This window comes from Celeribacter persicus (genome assembly GCF_003050785.1).
In the GTDB taxonomy this organism is placed as follows: Bacteria; Pseudomonadota; Alphaproteobacteria; order Rhodobacterales; family Rhodobacteraceae; genus Celeribacter; species Celeribacter persicus.
Genome location: NZ_QAOH01000003.1, coordinates 195,995 through 210,535, shown reverse-complemented (window position 1 = coordinate 210,535; position 14,541 = coordinate 195,995). Strand labels below are relative to the sequence as shown.

The 14,541-nt window shown below is 57.4% G+C and carries 15 protein-coding genes; 11 read left to right on the top strand and 4 right to left on the bottom strand.

Annotated elements, in window-relative coordinates:
• The first annotated feature begins 92 nt into the window (after window positions 1–92).
• The 4 genes from C8N42_RS05725 to C8N42_RS05710 all read left to right on the top strand — a co-directional run bounded on the left by C8N42_RS05725 (window position 93) and on the right by C8N42_RS05710 (window position 4,935).
• Window positions 93–2,348 carry a Hint domain-containing protein gene (locus tag C8N42_RS05725; RefSeq protein WP_107815589.1) on the top strand — a complete coding sequence of 752 codons (2,256 nt, stop codon included), beginning with the start codon at window positions 93–95 and terminating at the stop codon, window positions 2,346–2,348.
• Between the two features lie 14 nt (window positions 2,349–2,362).
• Entirely contained in the window at window positions 2,363–3,217 is an 855-nt protein-coding gene (locus tag C8N42_RS05720) for a Hint domain-containing protein (protein WP_107815588.1), read from the top strand.
• A 47-nt stretch (window positions 3,218–3,264) separates the two neighbouring features.
• Complete coding sequence (locus C8N42_RS05715; protein WP_146168242.1) at window positions 3,265–3,783, top strand: hypothetical protein; 519 nt, start codon at window positions 3,265–3,267, stop codon at window positions 3,781–3,783.
• Between the two features lie 522 nt (window positions 3,784–4,305).
• Window positions 4,306–4,935: a DUF6778 family protein gene (locus C8N42_RS05710; protein ID WP_107815586.1), complete on the top strand. Its 630-nt coding sequence runs from the start codon at window positions 4,306–4,308 to the stop codon at window positions 4,933–4,935.
• Window positions 4,936–5,494: 559 nt separating this feature from the next.
• Here C8N42_RS05710 and C8N42_RS05700 read toward each other — a convergent pair.
• Both C8N42_RS05700 and C8N42_RS05695 read right to left on the bottom strand, forming a co-directional pair.
• The gene (locus C8N42_RS05700) at window positions 5,495–5,824 is read right to left on the bottom strand and encodes a phage holin family protein (RefSeq protein WP_107815584.1); all 330 of its coding nucleotides are present in this window, start codon (window positions 5,822–5,824) and stop codon (window positions 5,495–5,497) included.
• Between the two features lie 8 nt (window positions 5,825–5,832).
• Window positions 5,833–6,159, bottom strand: a complete 327-nt coding sequence (locus tag C8N42_RS05695) for an ElaB/YgaM/YqjD family protein (RefSeq protein ID WP_170109221.1) — start codon at window positions 6,157–6,159, stop codon at window positions 5,833–5,835.
• 155 nt (window positions 6,160–6,314) lie between these two features.
• Between C8N42_RS05695 and C8N42_RS05690 the strand changes: the two genes are divergently transcribed.
• Window positions 6,315–6,488 (top strand): DUF1328 domain-containing protein, encoded by a 174-nt coding sequence (locus tag C8N42_RS05690; RefSeq protein WP_107815582.1) that lies wholly within the window; start codon window positions 6,315–6,317, stop codon window positions 6,486–6,488.
• A gap of 56 nt (window positions 6,489–6,544) precedes the next feature.
• Window positions 6,545–7,042, top strand: coding sequence for a Dps family protein (locus C8N42_RS05685; protein ID WP_107815581.1), 498 nt, complete (start codon window positions 6,545–6,547; stop codon window positions 7,040–7,042).
• A gap of 89 nt (window positions 7,043–7,131) precedes the next feature.
• Here the strand turns inward: C8N42_RS05685 and C8N42_RS05680 are convergent, their stop codons facing one another.
• Window positions 7,132–7,944: a response regulator gene (locus C8N42_RS05680; RefSeq protein WP_107815580.1), complete on the bottom strand. Its 813-nt coding sequence runs from the start codon at window positions 7,942–7,944 to the stop codon at window positions 7,132–7,134.
• A gap of 122 nt (window positions 7,945–8,066) precedes the next feature.
• On the opposite strand from C8N42_RS05680, the gene C8N42_RS05675 reads away from it, so the two are divergent.
• The 3 genes from C8N42_RS05675 to C8N42_RS05665 are packed head-to-tail and all read left to right on the top strand — an operon-like array spanning window position 8,067 to window position 10,562.
• Window positions 8,067–8,219 carry a NepR family anti-sigma factor gene (locus tag C8N42_RS05675; protein WP_107815579.1) on the top strand — a complete coding sequence of 51 codons (153 nt, stop codon included), beginning with the start codon at window positions 8,067–8,069 and terminating at the stop codon, window positions 8,217–8,219.
• Entirely contained in the window at window positions 8,209–8,817 is a 609-nt protein-coding gene (locus C8N42_RS05670) for an RNA polymerase sigma factor (RefSeq protein ID WP_107815578.1), read from the top strand. Before C8N42_RS05675 ends, C8N42_RS05670 begins: the two co-directional genes overlap by 11 nt.
• A complete protein-coding gene (locus C8N42_RS05665; protein ID WP_107815577.1) occupies window positions 8,814–10,562 on the top strand; it encodes a histidine kinase dimerization/phosphoacceptor domain -containing protein in 1,749 nt (582 codons plus the stop codon). Before C8N42_RS05670 ends, C8N42_RS05665 begins: the two co-directional genes overlap by 4 nt.
• A 182-nt stretch (window positions 10,563–10,744) precedes the next feature.
• On the opposite strand, the gene C8N42_RS05660 is transcribed toward C8N42_RS05665, so the two are convergent.
• Window positions 10,745–11,791 carry an AI-2E family transporter gene (locus C8N42_RS05660; protein WP_107815576.1) on the bottom strand — a complete coding sequence of 349 codons (1,047 nt, stop codon included), beginning with the start codon at window positions 11,789–11,791 and terminating at the stop codon, window positions 10,745–10,747.
• 166 nt (window positions 11,792–11,957) lie between these two features.
• On the opposite strand from C8N42_RS05660, the gene C8N42_RS05655 reads away from it, so the two are divergent.
• Together C8N42_RS05655 and C8N42_RS05650 are read left to right on the top strand one after the other, a co-directional pair.
• Window positions 11,958–12,698 carry an OB-fold-containig protein gene (locus tag C8N42_RS05655; RefSeq protein ID WP_170109220.1) on the top strand — a complete coding sequence of 247 codons (741 nt, stop codon included), beginning with the start codon at window positions 11,958–11,960 and terminating at the stop codon, window positions 12,696–12,698.
• A gap of 41 nt (window positions 12,699–12,739) precedes the next feature.
• A complete protein-coding gene (locus C8N42_RS05650) occupies window positions 12,740–14,422 on the top strand; it encodes a flotillin family protein (protein WP_245889975.1) in 1,683 nt (560 codons plus the stop codon).
• Window positions 14,423–14,541: the final 119 nt, after the last annotated feature.

Genomic DNA, 14,541 nt, shown 5'->3' with positions numbered 1-14,541 from the left:
AAGTCGCTGTCGAGTCGCTCAAGTTAAGGTTCTCTTTGGAGTGCGCAATCTACTCTCTTGCGCAACCCTCACATGTAAAAGGTTCGAAAGTTATGGCTGCCAGCACACTGATCTATGATGTGACCAATCTTGCTCAGGTCGAGACGATCAACTTCTTCAAAGGTGCAAGCGAAGATCTGGTAAGTTCGGACCGGATTACCGTTTACGACAACAGTGACAATATCAGCGGGCAAGGCGCTATCCATACAGCGGGTGGCGGAACCTATGATGATGATATCCGCTTCGAGGGTCTCTCCAAGCCGGGTTTTCAAACCGCAGGCGCGACACAGGTTCGCCTGACCTTCGAGAATGCCGTGGCTAATCAGGCGGTGTCCAATGCGGACACTGTGACGGTCGAATATCTGGATGACGACGGCAATCTGCTGGGCACGCAGACGCTCTACACGGTTCACACCGGTAACTCCTGGGGTGGCCGTATGAACGGCGCGAGCAATACCGAGGATTATATCCTTCTGACCGACGATCCGGATCATTTGGTCGATCCGACTGCGAATGTGTATATTTTCGGACCCGATGTCAGCCAGAGTGGGAAGTTTTTCGTCGGCAATGAAAGCTGGAAGACCTCGGATTTTGTCCTTCCCTCGGATGGCTATGTCGACGGCACCGATGAGCGCGATGTTATTAACTCGGGTTATCAAGGTGACCCGGATGGCGACCGTGTCGATTCAGGGGATGCGATTTTGCCAGGGGCCACCGGAGACGATGATTATATCCGGGCTTATGGCGGCAACGATACGGTCTTTTCGGGCAGTGGTGATGACGTCATCGAGGCAGGTGATGGAAACGATATCGTTTTTGACACCGGCGGAGTTGATACGATCTATGGTGGCGATGGCGATGACATTCTTGAGGGCGGCGAAGGCGGTGACACGATCGACGGCGGTGCTGGCGCCGACACGGTCAGCTATTCCACTTCGGATGCAGCTGTCACGGTCAGTCTGGATGAAAACCATACCGACAACCATACCGGAGGGATTTCTGCAGCTGGCGGTCATGCGACAGGCGACGTTCTGACCAATATCGAGAACCTCGAAGGCTCGGTCCATGACGATCTGCTTGAGGGCGATGAACTCGGAAATAACCTCTCCGGCTATGATGGTGACGATGAGCTCTACGGTATGGGAGGTGACGATCAACTCTGGGGCAATTTTGGCGATGACACGCTTGATGGCGGATCGGGGAACGATACGCTTTATGGCGGTTTCGGCAATGACACCCTCTATGGCGGTGATGGCAACGACAGGCTCGATGGCAGCAACGGTGACGATATTCTCCATGGCGAAGAGGGCGATGATGTTCTGAGAGGGGAGGATGGGAATGATCGGTTGCGCGGTGGTAAGGGGGATGACTCTTACAATGGCGATCGTGGCGATGATATCTTTATCCTTGAATCGTCTGACAACGGCCATGACGTCATTGACGATTTCAATTTCGGCAATTCCGGCTCGCTGGAGGATGGCGACCAGAGCAACAACGATTTCGTCGACCTGTCCGGCTACTACAATCAGGACAACTACAATGCGGCTGTTGCGGACGGGGTCATCGACCCCTCCGTCATCAAAAATCCGCTGCAATGGTTGCATGCGGATAATTCGAATGATGGTGTTCTCAATGACACATATATCTGGGGATCGGATAGCAGCCTGAAGCTTACAGCTGCTGGAGGCACCCCCGTATATTCCGACAGCCTGACTTATGACAACACCAATGTGATCTGTTTCGTCGCGGGCACCTTGATCGCGACCCGTTTGGGACAGATGCCGGTCGAACATCTTAAAGTGGGGGATAGCGTGCTGACCCGGGACAACGGGTTCCAGACCATTCGCTGGATCGGTTCGACTGAACGCAGAGCTGTCGGAAAAGTCGCGCCGATCCGCATTGCCCGCGATGCCTTCGGCAACACCCGTGATCTTCTGGTTTCGCCCAATCACCGGATGCTGCTTACAGGGGCTGATGTCGAATTGATGTCGGGCAGTCACGAAGTTCTGGTTGCGGCCAAATATCTCGTCGATGGCCGCAGCGTGCGTCAAATCGAGGGTGGCCATGTGGAATATTTCCACATTCTCTTCGACAATCACGAAATCGTTTTGGCCGAGGGCTGTTGGTCGGAAAGCTTCCATCCCGGTCGTGTCGGACTCGATTCCTTGTGTGAAGCCACGCGCCAGGAGGTCTATACCCTGTTTCCCGAGCTGTGGGGCGAGATGGTCATGGATGGCAAAGCCACAGCACGCATGGTTGTCAAACAGCATGAGGCGACCGTTCTTCGACGTGCCTTGTACCTGCCCTGACAAGGGAGGGGCAGATGCTCGTCAGAGGCAGTCTCATTCAATCTACGCGTGACGGGGAGTTCCGCAAGGTCGAGGAACTGCTTCCCGGGGATCATGTTTTCGACCCTTGGCTCGATTGTGAAGTGAAGGTCATCGACATTCTGTCCCGGATTGTGGACTTCGAGACTTGGGATCGTGCGAAACGTGCAAGTTTTTTGCCGATCCGAATTTCTCCGGGTGCTTTGGGCACACAAAGCCCGAGAGAAGAAATCTTTGTCTCCCCACAACAACAGATTTTCTCTCTCCATGAGCGCCGCAACATGAAAATCCTATGCAGCGCCAGCGCGTTCGATTTGTCAGAACAAACCGAGGGCATCCATACCTGCATCCTGCGCAAGGTCGAATATTTCGCCCTGTTCACGACACAGTCCCATATGCTCAATGTAAATGGTGTGCTGCTTCAGAGTTTTTCCGATGCGGATCTACATCCGGATGCCCCGGGCGAGGACTTTCCGCATAATGTGCACCCACTGCACAAAAGAGATCGCGACAGCCCGCAAGAAACGAGCATTTCCGACGATTTGCCCGATAAGGGGCGCTGGTTCTGGCGTGCCCACTCTTTCAAATCCTCCGTTTTGCGTTTGGAAACGCTGCTGCAAGCGAAGGTCGCGCGAAAAGATAAAACTGCGAATTTCGCATCGGGAACATTGCTCAAAAGCTCTATTCTGCGAGGTTTGAAAATTGCAACGCCGTTGTCGTTTCTGCTGTTGTTCGCCGGAGCACATGGCTCGGTCTTTCTGATCACGCTTCTGGTAATCCTCGTGCTCGATCCCCTGCTCAATATGCTCAATGCCCTTGTCGCCGTGAGCTGTGACGATGGCCTCTCCTAAGGTTTTTAAATCTGTGTCTTTTACCAGTTCGGGAAGTTTGAAATGTCATGCAGATACATCGTCTGAAAAGCCGCATACTGGCTTGCAAGCGAAACCGGCATGAAAAGCGCGTCTTTGCGGCCCTGTCGCTTCAGTTTGCCTTTTCTGGATCAGAAAATATTAAGCGCACATCCATGTTACAATCCGTCAGTTGCTCCTATGAAAGCGACCTGACCTGGCAGCAGATCAGAACCCGGCTGATAGAAAAAGGTTGGCAACAGATCGACGCTTATTTCGCTGCGGAAGACCACACGGAGGAAAACATTTTCTCTCCTGAGCCTTTCCTGACCGTTCTTCCGTCTGAGGAAACAGAGCACCAAAACAAGCTGAGGGCCCTGCTGCGCAGCCGCATATACAATCGCCTGATGTGGCAATATATCTTCATTTTTTTCTGCGCAGGCCTTGGCCTGCTTGCTCTGAATTGGGTTGTTCCGCATCCCAAAATTCTGGTCATTGCCACTCTGCTTTTGTGCCTACCGATTCTGGGTCTGCATTGGCTTAAAACGATCACCCTCAAACAGGTTTAAACATCTCACGTCTGGTCCCGTCCTGTCCCGGATTTCAGGAGCACGCGCAAATGGGAACCGAGTTTCAGCATATGCTTTTAAGCACGATGATCGCCGCCGGGCTGGAAAATTTTGCGGGGTTGGAAACGCGTTACGAGAATCAGGTAAAGTCCCTGCGCGCAAATTGATCGGCCTGTTATTCGCGACATATAGCCGTCATTTCACGACACGCCGCTATTTCTTACAAAAGCGTTCATTTACTTAATCGCATATCTAAAGACCTGCGGTGCTTCATCCCCTAGCGCACCATACTACATTAACGATTACACGAGTTATCTTGGATGGTTATGCCAAAAGCTGCATCTGTCATGTTGAGCAAGCCCCGCTCAACATCCGTGACAGATGCAGACTTTGAGATGACCGACAACGGGTTCTTCCCGGGGTTCGGCATCCTGAAGTGAGGGAGTGCACCAATGACCATTCAGGGCTTGGCGCGGTCCTCCTTCAAGAGCCGTGCCATCGCATGAGGACAGGACCCAATCCATGGTGAAAGCAATCAAACGCCGCTTCAAAATCGTCGCGGTTTTCTTCTCTTGCGCGCTGCTGCTGACGGCATGTGCCCAAACCTGGTCGACGGATTACGATCAAGCCCCGGCAGCTCAGGTGGCGCGTGGCTGGAATGTCTCGTCCCTCTCAGTCAATGTCCCCAAAGAACTGACCGTCTCTGAGGCGAATGTCTATGCCCCTAATGCCGATATCGTCTGGCGCGAAGACCCTTTGGGGGACCGCCATGAACAGGTCCGCAGCATTGTCACGGTGGCCGCAAAACGCGGTGTTGCCGGTCTGTCCGGGCGGACACCTGTCAAGCTGACCATCACCGTCCATGAATTCCACGCGCTGAGCGACATCACCAGATACCAGCTGTCGCATTCGGGAGTCCATAACATCCGCTTCTCGATTGCGGTGCATGATGCACGCAGCGGAAAACTTCTGGCATACGAAGAAGGTGTGAAGGCCGATCTTATTGCCTTTACCGGTCAACAGGCCCGTGAGGCTGAAAAGCTCGGGCTGACGCAAAAGGTCAGGATCACGGATCACATTGCAAAAGTGATCGCCTCTTGGCTTGGTACCGGGCCGGACGTCCGAACGAGCTTTGTCCGCTCCGGGCGTTAACGAAAAGACCAAGCAAGGCAGCATAACTGCTTCTTGCTTGGCTATCCTTTTTCCATATCGGTCGATCGTGGGGCGAGCGTGTTTGAAAATATACGTGTGCCCAGGTCCTGTTCTATACAGTCTGGATTTTCCAGCAGGACAGGCGCTCGAATGTGGTCAGTCCGTCAGGACGGATGTTCCTGAAACGGCCTATCCATCAAGATTTCGAAGAGCAACCTTGTCTGACAACAGCACCTGCCGGATGATATGAAAGGTTTCGCCATGGTTATGGTCGCAGCAAAGCCCGATTTGCTGCGCGACGCTCCGGAGTTTGAAGCCGAAGTTGCGGCGTATTCGAAAGCCATACGTGAAACGCGTCCCATCGCGGGTGGTCCAGCGCTACGCATGCCATTTGAGCGATCCCGAAAGGACAGGGCCGCAGCGCTGGCATGCGGGTGGATTGAAGTCCCGGATGATATCTATAGGGAAATACTAAATATCTGAAAGATACAGCCTGCCGCAGGGAGGCGCAGATCGCCCGGAACTGATGCCAACCTGTTTCACCGCTTAAACGCACGGCTTATCTGCGCATCGCCTTTCCCGCCTGAAACCCTTCGCTGAAGGCTATGGCAATCCGTTCGAAAAGGTCTTGCTGCATCTGGCAGGGATCGGGGCGCGGTGTCACGGGAGGCGGTCGACGCGCTCCCATCGCCAGAGCGATGAGACCGGCGCCAACGTAAAACAGACCGATGACAAGGGCGGCAAATTGCGCATCGCGCAGGGAGGACAGCACGAGCCATGCCGTGACGGTCAGAAAACCGGCTCCGACCAAAAGCAACAGCGCACCGGCAGAGGCCCAGGCCGCACGTCGTGCGCCCCGGGCCAGATGAGACTGAAGAGTATTCAGCATGTCACGCCTCAGCGACGCGCGGTCAGAAGGCCGACGAGGAAGCCGACACCTGCGGCGATACCGACGGAGGCCGCAGGATTGGCGCGGATCGTTTTTTCAGCACCGGCATAGGCATCGCGGGCCTGTTGGCGGGCTTGCTGAGCGGTTTCCATCCCGATTTTTTTGGCGGTTTCAATCTTGTCCTCCGCAACCGCGCCAAGCTGAGCTTTCTGGGCGCGGCCATATTCCGCGATCGTGTCGGTCAAGGCCGCCACATCGGATTTCAGGGTTTCGATCTGAGCCGAAAGATCGGCGGAAGTCTGTTCGACGGCACCATTGGTTTGAGCACGAGCCATGATCATTCTCCTTTGTTTCCATGTTATCGACCCAACGCGCCGACCGGCCAAACTGTTCCAAAATCATCTCGGGAACCGAATCGCGAAAGTCGACGTTGACTCCTCAGAACGCGCCAGAGGGGCGCACCACTCAATCGCAAATCAAGGAGGCTCCCATGCTTGGCTGGGCACTGACTTTTCTTATCGTCGCGATTATCGCTGGGGTTTTTGGCTTCGGTGGTATCGCCAGCGCATCCGCCGGGATTGCGCAGATCCTGTTCTTCATCTTCATCGTCCTGTTCATCCTGGCGATGGTCGCGCGTGCCGTTCGGGGTAAGCCACCGGTTTGATCCGGCGTAAGCCCTGAACAGGACACCCTGAACATCATCCAAGAAAGGAACACATTATGGCAGACATTCTCGAAACCACTCCAAAGGCCACCAGGGTCAAGACGGGCGTCAAATCCCCGAAAGCCGTGGCGGAAGGTCTCGCGCAGGTTCTGACGGATACCTACACGCTGCTCCTGAAGACCCATATCTACCATTGGAATGTCGAAGGTCCGCTGTTCTACAGCATCCACACGCTGACTGAGGAACAATATGGCGCGTTGTTCGAGGCGACCGACGAACTCGCGGAACGCATTCGCGCACTGGGGCAACTGGCGCCGATGTCTGTGAGCGACGTTCTGGACGGTGCGAAACTCAAGGAAGCACCGAAGTCTCCGTCGGCACATGACATGGTGGCCGATCTGGCCAGCGATCACGAACATCTCGCGGCACAGATGCATAAGCTGATCCGGCTTGCGGAAGACCACGATGACGATGTGACCGCCGACCTCGCGACCGCCCGTGCGGCATTCCACGAGAAAGCGGCCTGGATGCTTCGGGCGATTGCGAAGTCGTAATCATTCGAACTGAAGAATAACGCAGGATAAAAAAAGCGCCCCGCCGGGAAACCGACGGGGCGTTTTCATGTCGAACGCTACAAGGAAACTCAGGACACCAGCGTTTCCGTGCTGGAGAAGAACATCGCCTGCGACACTGCGGAGCGAACTTGATCTTCGCTGTAGGGTTTGGTGATGACGAAGGCCGGTTCGGGACGTTCGCCAGTCAGCAGACGTTCCGGGAAGGCGGTAATGAAAATCACCGGCACGTCGCCAGCGCTCTTCAGGATGTCATTCACCGCGTCGATGCCGGAGGAGCCGTCCGCCAACTGAATGTCGGAAAGGATCAGGTCGGGTTTGGTCTCGGCCGCGAGTTTCACCGCTTCGCTCGCGATGCTGGCAACACCGGTGATCTGGTGGCCCATGTCGGCGACGATGCCTTGCAGATCCAGTGCGATGATGGCTTCGTCCTCGATCACCATCACACGACCCTGAATACTGTCGGCCATCTCGCTTTCCGCGACGTTCAGAAGGTGTTCGACCTCATCGACATCGGTGCCCATGATCTGGGCAACCTCATCGAGGTTGAATTCTTCGATCGTGTGCAAAAGGAGCGCCTCGCGCGTGTTCGGTGTGAGCCGACGCAGGTGGGCCTGGGCGCGTTGGGCGAGCCCTGTCTCATCCTCGCCCGTCGGTGCCCCGGCGCTTGACCAGATCAGGTGAAACGCGTGGAACAAAGCCACTTTCGGGCTTTCGATCTGATCGAACACCGAACGGTCGCTCAAAAGCGCCTCAAGCGTTGTCGCGGCATATTTGTCCCCGGTCTGTTGATCTCCGGTCAGCGCCCGCGCATAGCGGCGCAGATAAGGCAGAAGGCTGGCCACAATCAGGGACAGTTTCTTCTCTGTCGGAGCTGTCGACATAAATTTCGTCCTTTTTTCGATTTTCTCGGGAACCGAACGCAGAGGAAATGCGTTTGGTTCCCAAAACGGTGTTAAATTTTTTCGGGATGACATCTTAAAGATGGCCCGAGACGGGAAAGACAATGGCGCAGCAAAGATCAAAACACGAGCTCGATGAGCAGATCGAGGCAAATCTGAGAAGAGTTTATCAAAAGACGCTGGAGGAAGAGATTCCTGACCGGTTTCTGGACCTGCTTGAGAAACTCAAGGAACAGGATGCCCACAATGAGCAATGAGGATAGTCCGACCCAGATCGGTTCCCTGAGCGCGCCGGAACTCGATCCGCGCGATGAAATCGTCACCCATCTGCCCGCGATGCGCGCCTTCGCCCTCAGCCTCACCCGCAATCCCTCTCAGGCGGACGATCTGGTGCAGGATGCAGTGATCAAGGCGTGGAAGAATCTCTCGTCCTTTCAGGTCGGAACCAACATGCGCGCCTGGCTCTTTACCATTCTGCGTAACACCTTCTATTCCGACCGGCGCAAACGCAAACGCGAGGTGCAGGATACGGATGGTGCCTTTGCCGCGACACTTGCGATGAAACCGGAACATGACGGGCGTCTCGCTATGGCCGATTTTGAAGCGGCTTTCGTGCAGCTCAAGGCCGAACAGCGTGAGGCGCTGATGCTGGTGGGCGCGATGGGGTTTTCCTATGAGGAGGCCGCAGAAACCTGTGATGTGGCGGTCGGTACGATCAAGAGCCGGGTCAATCGCGCACGTCAGAGGCTGACGGAACTGATGGACCTTGAAGAGGGCGACACGCTTGAGCTGACCGATCAGGAAACCATGGCCGTGATGAGTTCCGCCGTACCGAGCCGGGGGAACGCTGCGTGAAGCTGAAAAACTGGCGTCGTTATGTCGACGGGCTGGGATTGCGCATTGCAGCGCTGCTGTCGATTGCGCTTTTCCCCATCGGCCTGATTGCTGTTTCGATCACCCATCAGTTTTCCGAAGCAGCAGATGAGCGGGCACAAAGCAATTTGCTGGCCCTGACATCGCAGGCGGCGGCGGGAGAGGAGGCGCTGATCCGCACGGGGTTCGGCTCCACCGATGCACTTGCCGCTGTCATGCCGTCGATTCAGTCCGACACACCGGCTTGCAGCCGGATATTTGAGGACTTCATCTCGGAAAACGAGGCATTTTCCTTCGCGGGCTATATCGGAGCGGACGGCATCCTGAAATGCGGGTCGGACTCTGTCGGGTACAATTTCAAGGGGCGCGAAGTCTTTCAGGGGATGCTCCAGAATCCCGCCCCGCGCAGCGATCTGATTTTCAATGCGCCGATCAGCAAAAATTCGGTGATCGTGCTGGCCGCGCCGGTATTTCGCGACGGTGCCTATGACGGATATGTGGCTGTTTCCCTGCCGCATAATGAAACGCGCATGAAGCTGGAAAACCAACCGGTCGACCGGCCTGTCGAGCTTATCACCTTCAACAAGGAAGGCGAAATCCTGAGCGCGGCGGGCGGGCTTCAGGGCGTGGTTGGGCGCTTGCCGTCCAAGCGCCCGTTGGTCGGTCTCGCCAGTCAGTATCGTTTTTCCTTCACCGGGCAGACCAACGATGGGGAAGAGCGCGTCTTTGCCGTGGTGCCGATTCTGCAAGATCAGGTCTATGCCATTGGCAGTTGGCCGCGGGAACGGCTGTCGGTTGCGCCGGGCCTGGCCATGGCGACGCCGATGATCTTTCCAATTGCCATGTGGCTGACCAGCCTCGGTGTAGCCTATTTCGCGGTGCATCGTCTGGTGATCAAACCGATCCGGCGTCTGAGCCGGGACATGCGCAATTTCGCTGCGACCCGACGGCATGACCGGCGTCGACGAGACCTGGGGTTGCCGCGCGAACTGCGCGAGATCGACCGCGCCTGGCACGATCTGGCGGAGACCGTGATCCACGACGAGGCGGAGCTTGAGGACACGATTCACGACAAATCCGTCTTGCTCAAGGAGGTGCATCACCGGGTCAAGAACAACCTGCAACTCATCGCCTCCATCGTGAACATGAAGGTGCGCAAGGCGAAAACCCCGGAGGCGCGTTTTGCCCTCAAGGAAGTTCAGGGTCGGGTGATGAGCATCGCGACCGTGCACCGCAGCCTTTATGAGACAACCACCGAAGGTCGGGTGCGCGCCGATGAGTTGATGCGCAGTACGATCGGAAAATTGGTCAGTGCCAGCGTTACGAATGAAGCAAACCTGAAAAGCACGGAGGATTATGATCCGATTGTGCTCTATCCGGATCAGGCCGTACCGCTGTCGCTTCTGGCGACAGAGGCCACGACCAATGCCTTGAAATACGTCGGTCGCCCGGAAGGGGCGCATCCGAAGATCGAAGTGAGTCTGAAAACCGTCGAACCCGATACGGCGCGGCTCATCGTGTCCAACAGTAAGGGCACGCCTCTGTTGCCGCCCGAACAGGTAAGTGGCACGGGGCTTGGCACCAATCTGATCAAGGCGTTTGCCCAGCAACTGGGCGGCAGGCTCGTTGTCGAGGAAGGCGCCACGGTTTTCAGTGTTGTCGTGGATTTCCCGATTGCCTCTTTTGATGAAGGGCAGACGGACAGTGAAATCACCGAGATGGATTAAAGTGTTCCGCCAAAAACCTGAGACACAGCTTTTGGCCGAACGCCGCGCAACATATGAACGTTGCACGCGTCCCGCCTTTATCTGATGTCTCGGGTTAAAGGCCAGACGCTTTAAAGCCTTTTGCGAAAGGCTTGAAGTCTCGGATGTGTCGGACATATGCCCCCGCCGTGGCGGGGTGAGCCTTACGATGTTTGAGATATATCCTGCGTTTCGGTGTCGGGCGGTGTTCGATCCGGTCCGAGACCTTTGAACACCGCAAGTCCCCAGACCAGTAGCGGAATGGCGACGAACCCGCCGACCGGCCCCCAGAGCCAGAGCCAGAAACAGAGCGACAGGAACACCAGCAGCGGATTGACCTGCATATGTCGCCCGACCAGTGTTGGCGTGACGAACTGCCCTTCCATCATGTTCAGCATCACGAAAGTGGCGGCGGGGGCAAAGGAGAGAGGCCCGTCAAAGCCCATGATGCCAGCCACCACGAGGGCGGCGGCGACCATAGCGGGTCCGATGTAGAGAATGAAATTCATGAGGGCTGCGACCACACCCCAAAGCATTGCACCGGGCAGGCCGATCGCGGCCAATGCGGCGGCCACCAGCGCGCCGAAACAGGTGTTGATCAGGGTGATGGTCAGAAAGTACCGCGACACACGGGCATCGGCATCGCGCAGACAAGCCACGGACGGTCCTTCGGGATGCACTTTCGAAAGGCTCTCATAAACCTCGTCACGCGACAGAAGGATGAAGAACAACGCCCCGGCGAAAAGCAGGATTTGGGCGGCCAGAGAGGGTGCCGCGAACAGGGCATCGCCAAGAGAGGGCAAGGTGACGGATTGCGCCGTGTCCGAATTCGCGTTTTCCGGCGCGATCGTGTCCTGCACCTCCTTGGTAACATCGCTGATGCCGCGAAACACCTGACGCAGATGGGTGAGGCCTTCTTTCAACTCGTATTTGATGCTGGGAATTTGTGCATAGGCCTGTTCGACCAAAGGCTCGGCAAGAAAGACCAGCGCGGCCAGAAGGCTCAACACGCAGCAAAAGCTAAGCAGTGCGCCCAGAGCGGGCGGTACACCGCAGCGTTTCCAGAAAGCGGAGACCGGCGAAAGCACCACGGCACAGACAAAGGCCAGAACGAATGGCGCAAGCAACGCCTGCGACAGGTCGAGCGCCGCGATCACGGCAATCAGGGTCAAGATGATCAAGGCCCAATGCCCTCGCGCGCTTCGCGTCATGTTGTTTCTCCGTTTTGCAGGACAACGCGCATTGGGGCCGGAGGGTTCCGAAGATCGCTTGTATCGCAGCTTGATTGCCGTATCGCGGCACCATAGTCTGTGCACGTAAGGTCAGGCCCGGTTCGGTTTCTTTGAAGGGTGTGACGTCAATATGGTGTTTTTGCGCATGTCTTTTCTCGGTCCCGAGATTTTTCCTTTTCTGATTGCCGCCGGGCTTGTCCTGTTCCTGCTGTTTCTCGAACTCCTCCTGTTGACGACCGGCCTGTCGAGCGGTGCGCCTTCGGCGGATTTGGGCGACATGCCCGATCTCGATGTGGAACTTACGGGCATGAGCGCGCCGGAACTGGCGGCAGAACTCGATGTGCCGGTCGATCTGGCAGCGGAGATCGAGATCGGATTGGCCGAAGCCGAGCTTCCCGATGCGCCCGGCGAGATGGTTTCAACTCCGACAACCGGCGGCCTCCCCGATTTCCTCGGTCTGCGCAAACAGCCGCTGACCATCTGGCTGGCGATTTTCCTCGCGCTGTTCGCGGGCACGGGGCTCATGCTGCAATCCGGGATGATGGCGATCTTTGGCCAGATGTTGCCGCGTCTCATTGCTGTGCCGCTTGCGCTCATCCCTGCGCTTGCGCTCACCCGCACCATCGCCGGTGCTTTGGCCCGGTTGATCCCGCGTGACGAAACCGCGGCGATTTCCGAGCGCAGTCTCGGGCGTCGCCGTGGCATCGTCACCGTGGGCACTGCCCGCCGCGGCAGTCCGGCGCAAGTGCGGATCACCGATGGCTACGGAAACACACATTACGCCATGTTGGAGCCGCTTTCCGACAAGGACGAAATCCCCCAAGGCGCGGAAGTTCTCGTACTGCGCCCGCGCGGTGGCGAATTGCGCCTCGTGCAGCTCGGGTGATCCCAAATGATCCAACAGACCCTTAAAACAGGATATTCCAGATGAATCTCATTCTTGGCGTTGCCATGCCATTCCTGCTCATTGTCGTCGCCTTCCTGATTGTGGCGCTGACCTTTGCCCGCATGTACAAACGCTCCACCCGCGAGGTCAGTCTGGTGAAAACCGGCACCGGCGGGCGCAAGGTGATCATCGACGGCGGCACTCTGGTGGTGCCGGTGTTGCATGAGGTGACGCGGATCAATATGCGCACGACCCGGCTTGAAGTGCGCCGTGACGGCAATTCCGCACTGATCACAAAGGACCGGATGCGGGTCGATGTCGGCGTCGAATTCTACGTCACCGTGCAGGCCACCGAAGAGGGTATTGCACGGGCGGCGCAGACGCTGGGCGACCGCACCTTTGATGAACGTGCGCTGCGCGAGATGGTCGAAGGCAAGCTGGTCGACGGTCTGCGTGCCGTGGCCGCCAAGATGGACCTCGACGATCTGCATGAGAACCGTGCGAATTTTGTCCAGCAGGTGCAGCAGACGGTGACGGAGGATCTGCGCAAGAACGGTCTGGAGCTTGAATCCGTGTCGCTGACCGCGCTCGATCAGACGCCGCTCGGCGGGCTCGATGAGAACAACGTGTTCAACGCCGAAGGTCTCAAGAATCAGGCGGAGCGCATCGCCGACAGCCGCAAACAACGTGCCGCCATCGAGGCCGAAGCGGAAGTGGCCGTGGCGCGTTCGCGTCAGGAAGCGGAGGTCCAGCGCTATGAGGTCGAACGCGAACAGGAAGAAGCCCGCGTTGCCCAACGGGTGAAGATGGAAGAGCTTTCCGCGCGCGAAGCCGCCGAGAAAGCGCGTCAGCAGGAAGAGGCCGCGACCGCTGCCCAACAGGCCCGTATCGCGCGGGAAAAGGCCATCGAGATTGCGGAACAGGAACGCCGCAAAGCGATCGAGATCGCCGAACAGGAACGCCAGATCGCGGTTGCGGAAAAATCCGAAGCCGAAAGCCAGGCGCGTGCGCGTGCCGATCTGGCGAAGGCCGATGCGATCAAGGCAACCGAATCCATCGAGACGGAGCGCCGCGTGGCGGAAGGGGAGCGTCAGAAACGCCTGACCATCCTCGCCGCCGAGGAAGAGGCCGAGAAGAACGCGACCTCGATCCGCGTGGCGGCGAAGGCCGAGCGCGAAGCGGCGGATGACCGGGCGGCGGCGATGCGCGAACTGGCGCAGGCGGAGGCCGACAAGGTGACGATCCGCGCCGAGGCGGAGAAAGCGGAACAACTCGCTCAGGCCGATGGGATGCGTGCCCAGAAGCTTGCCGAGGCGGAAGGGACGCGCGCACTGGCCGAGGCGGAAAACGGGCTGTCGGCTGCGATCATCGACTTCCGTCTCGCCAAGGCGCGGCTCGAAGCGATGCCGCAGATTGTTGCGGAAATGGTGAAACCGGCCGAAAAGATCGGCGGTATTACCATTCACAAGGTCGACGGTCTGACCGGGGGCGGCACCTCCGGTGTCGGGGCGCCGAAAGCCGGTGGTGACGGTCTGGTCAACCAAGCGTTCGACGAGATGCGCAAGATGGCGTTCCAGCTTCCGGCGCTCGATGCCATTGGCAAGCAGGTCGGGCTGAACATGGAAAAAGGTATGGGGCAGATGGTGGCGGATGTATTGGATGTGAAAGAGGCGGTGATGCCCGCACCGAAGGAATCCGCAAAACCGGCCGAGCCCGAGGCATGAACCCGGATACGGTTTGAACCTGTGAGATCATCGGCGGTCGCGAAGGGCATAGGCCTCTTCGCGACCGTTTCCATTGTGGCGATGCGATAGACAGTGTGGCGCGCTCAGGGCATCGGAGA

Bases quoted from the DNA above. Each gene is read 5' to 3' on its own strand.
- C8N42_RS05720 (WP_107815588.1), top strand. From the start codon at position 2,363: ATGCTCGTCAGAGGCAGTCTCATTCAATCTACGCGTGACGGGGAGTTC.
- C8N42_RS05655 (WP_170109220.1), top strand. From the start codon at position 11,958: ATGTCTTTTCTCGGTCCCGAGATTTTTCCTTTTCTGATTGCCGCCGGG.
- C8N42_RS05660 (WP_107815576.1), bottom strand. From the start codon at position 11,791: ATGACGCGAAGCGCGCGAGGGCATTGGGCCTTGATCATCTTGACCCTG.
- C8N42_RS05675 (WP_107815579.1), top strand. From the start codon at position 8,067: ATGGCGCAGCAAAGATCAAAACACGAGCTCGATGAGCAGATCGAGGCA.
- C8N42_RS05715 (WP_146168242.1), top strand. From the start codon at position 3,265: ATGCAGATACATCGTCTGAAAAGCCGCATACTGGCTTGCAAGCGAAAC.
- C8N42_RS05670 (WP_107815578.1), top strand. From the start codon at position 8,209: ATGAGCAATGAGGATAGTCCGACCCAGATCGGTTCCCTGAGCGCGCCG.
- C8N42_RS05700 (WP_107815584.1), bottom strand. From the start codon at position 5,824: ATGCTGAATACTCTTCAGTCTCATCTGGCCCGGGGCGCACGACGTGCG.
- C8N42_RS05690 (WP_107815582.1), top strand. From the start codon at position 6,315: ATGCTTGGCTGGGCACTGACTTTTCTTATCGTCGCGATTATCGCTGGG.
- C8N42_RS05650 (WP_245889975.1), top strand. From the start codon at position 12,740: ATGAATCTCATTCTTGGCGTTGCCATGCCATTCCTGCTCATTGTCGTC.
- C8N42_RS05680 (WP_107815580.1), bottom strand. From the start codon at position 7,944: ATGTCGACAGCTCCGACAGAGAAGAAACTGTCCCTGATTGTGGCCAGC.
- C8N42_RS05710 (WP_107815586.1), top strand. From the start codon at position 4,306: ATGGTGAAAGCAATCAAACGCCGCTTCAAAATCGTCGCGGTTTTCTTC.
- C8N42_RS05685 (WP_107815581.1), top strand. From the start codon at position 6,545: ATGGCAGACATTCTCGAAACCACTCCAAAGGCCACCAGGGTCAAGACG.
- C8N42_RS05725 (WP_107815589.1), top strand. From the start codon at position 93: ATGGCTGCCAGCACACTGATCTATGATGTGACCAATCTTGCTCAGGTC.
- C8N42_RS05695 (WP_170109221.1), bottom strand. From the start codon at position 6,159: ATGGCTCGTGCTCAAACCAATGGTGCCGTCGAACAGACTTCCGCCGAT.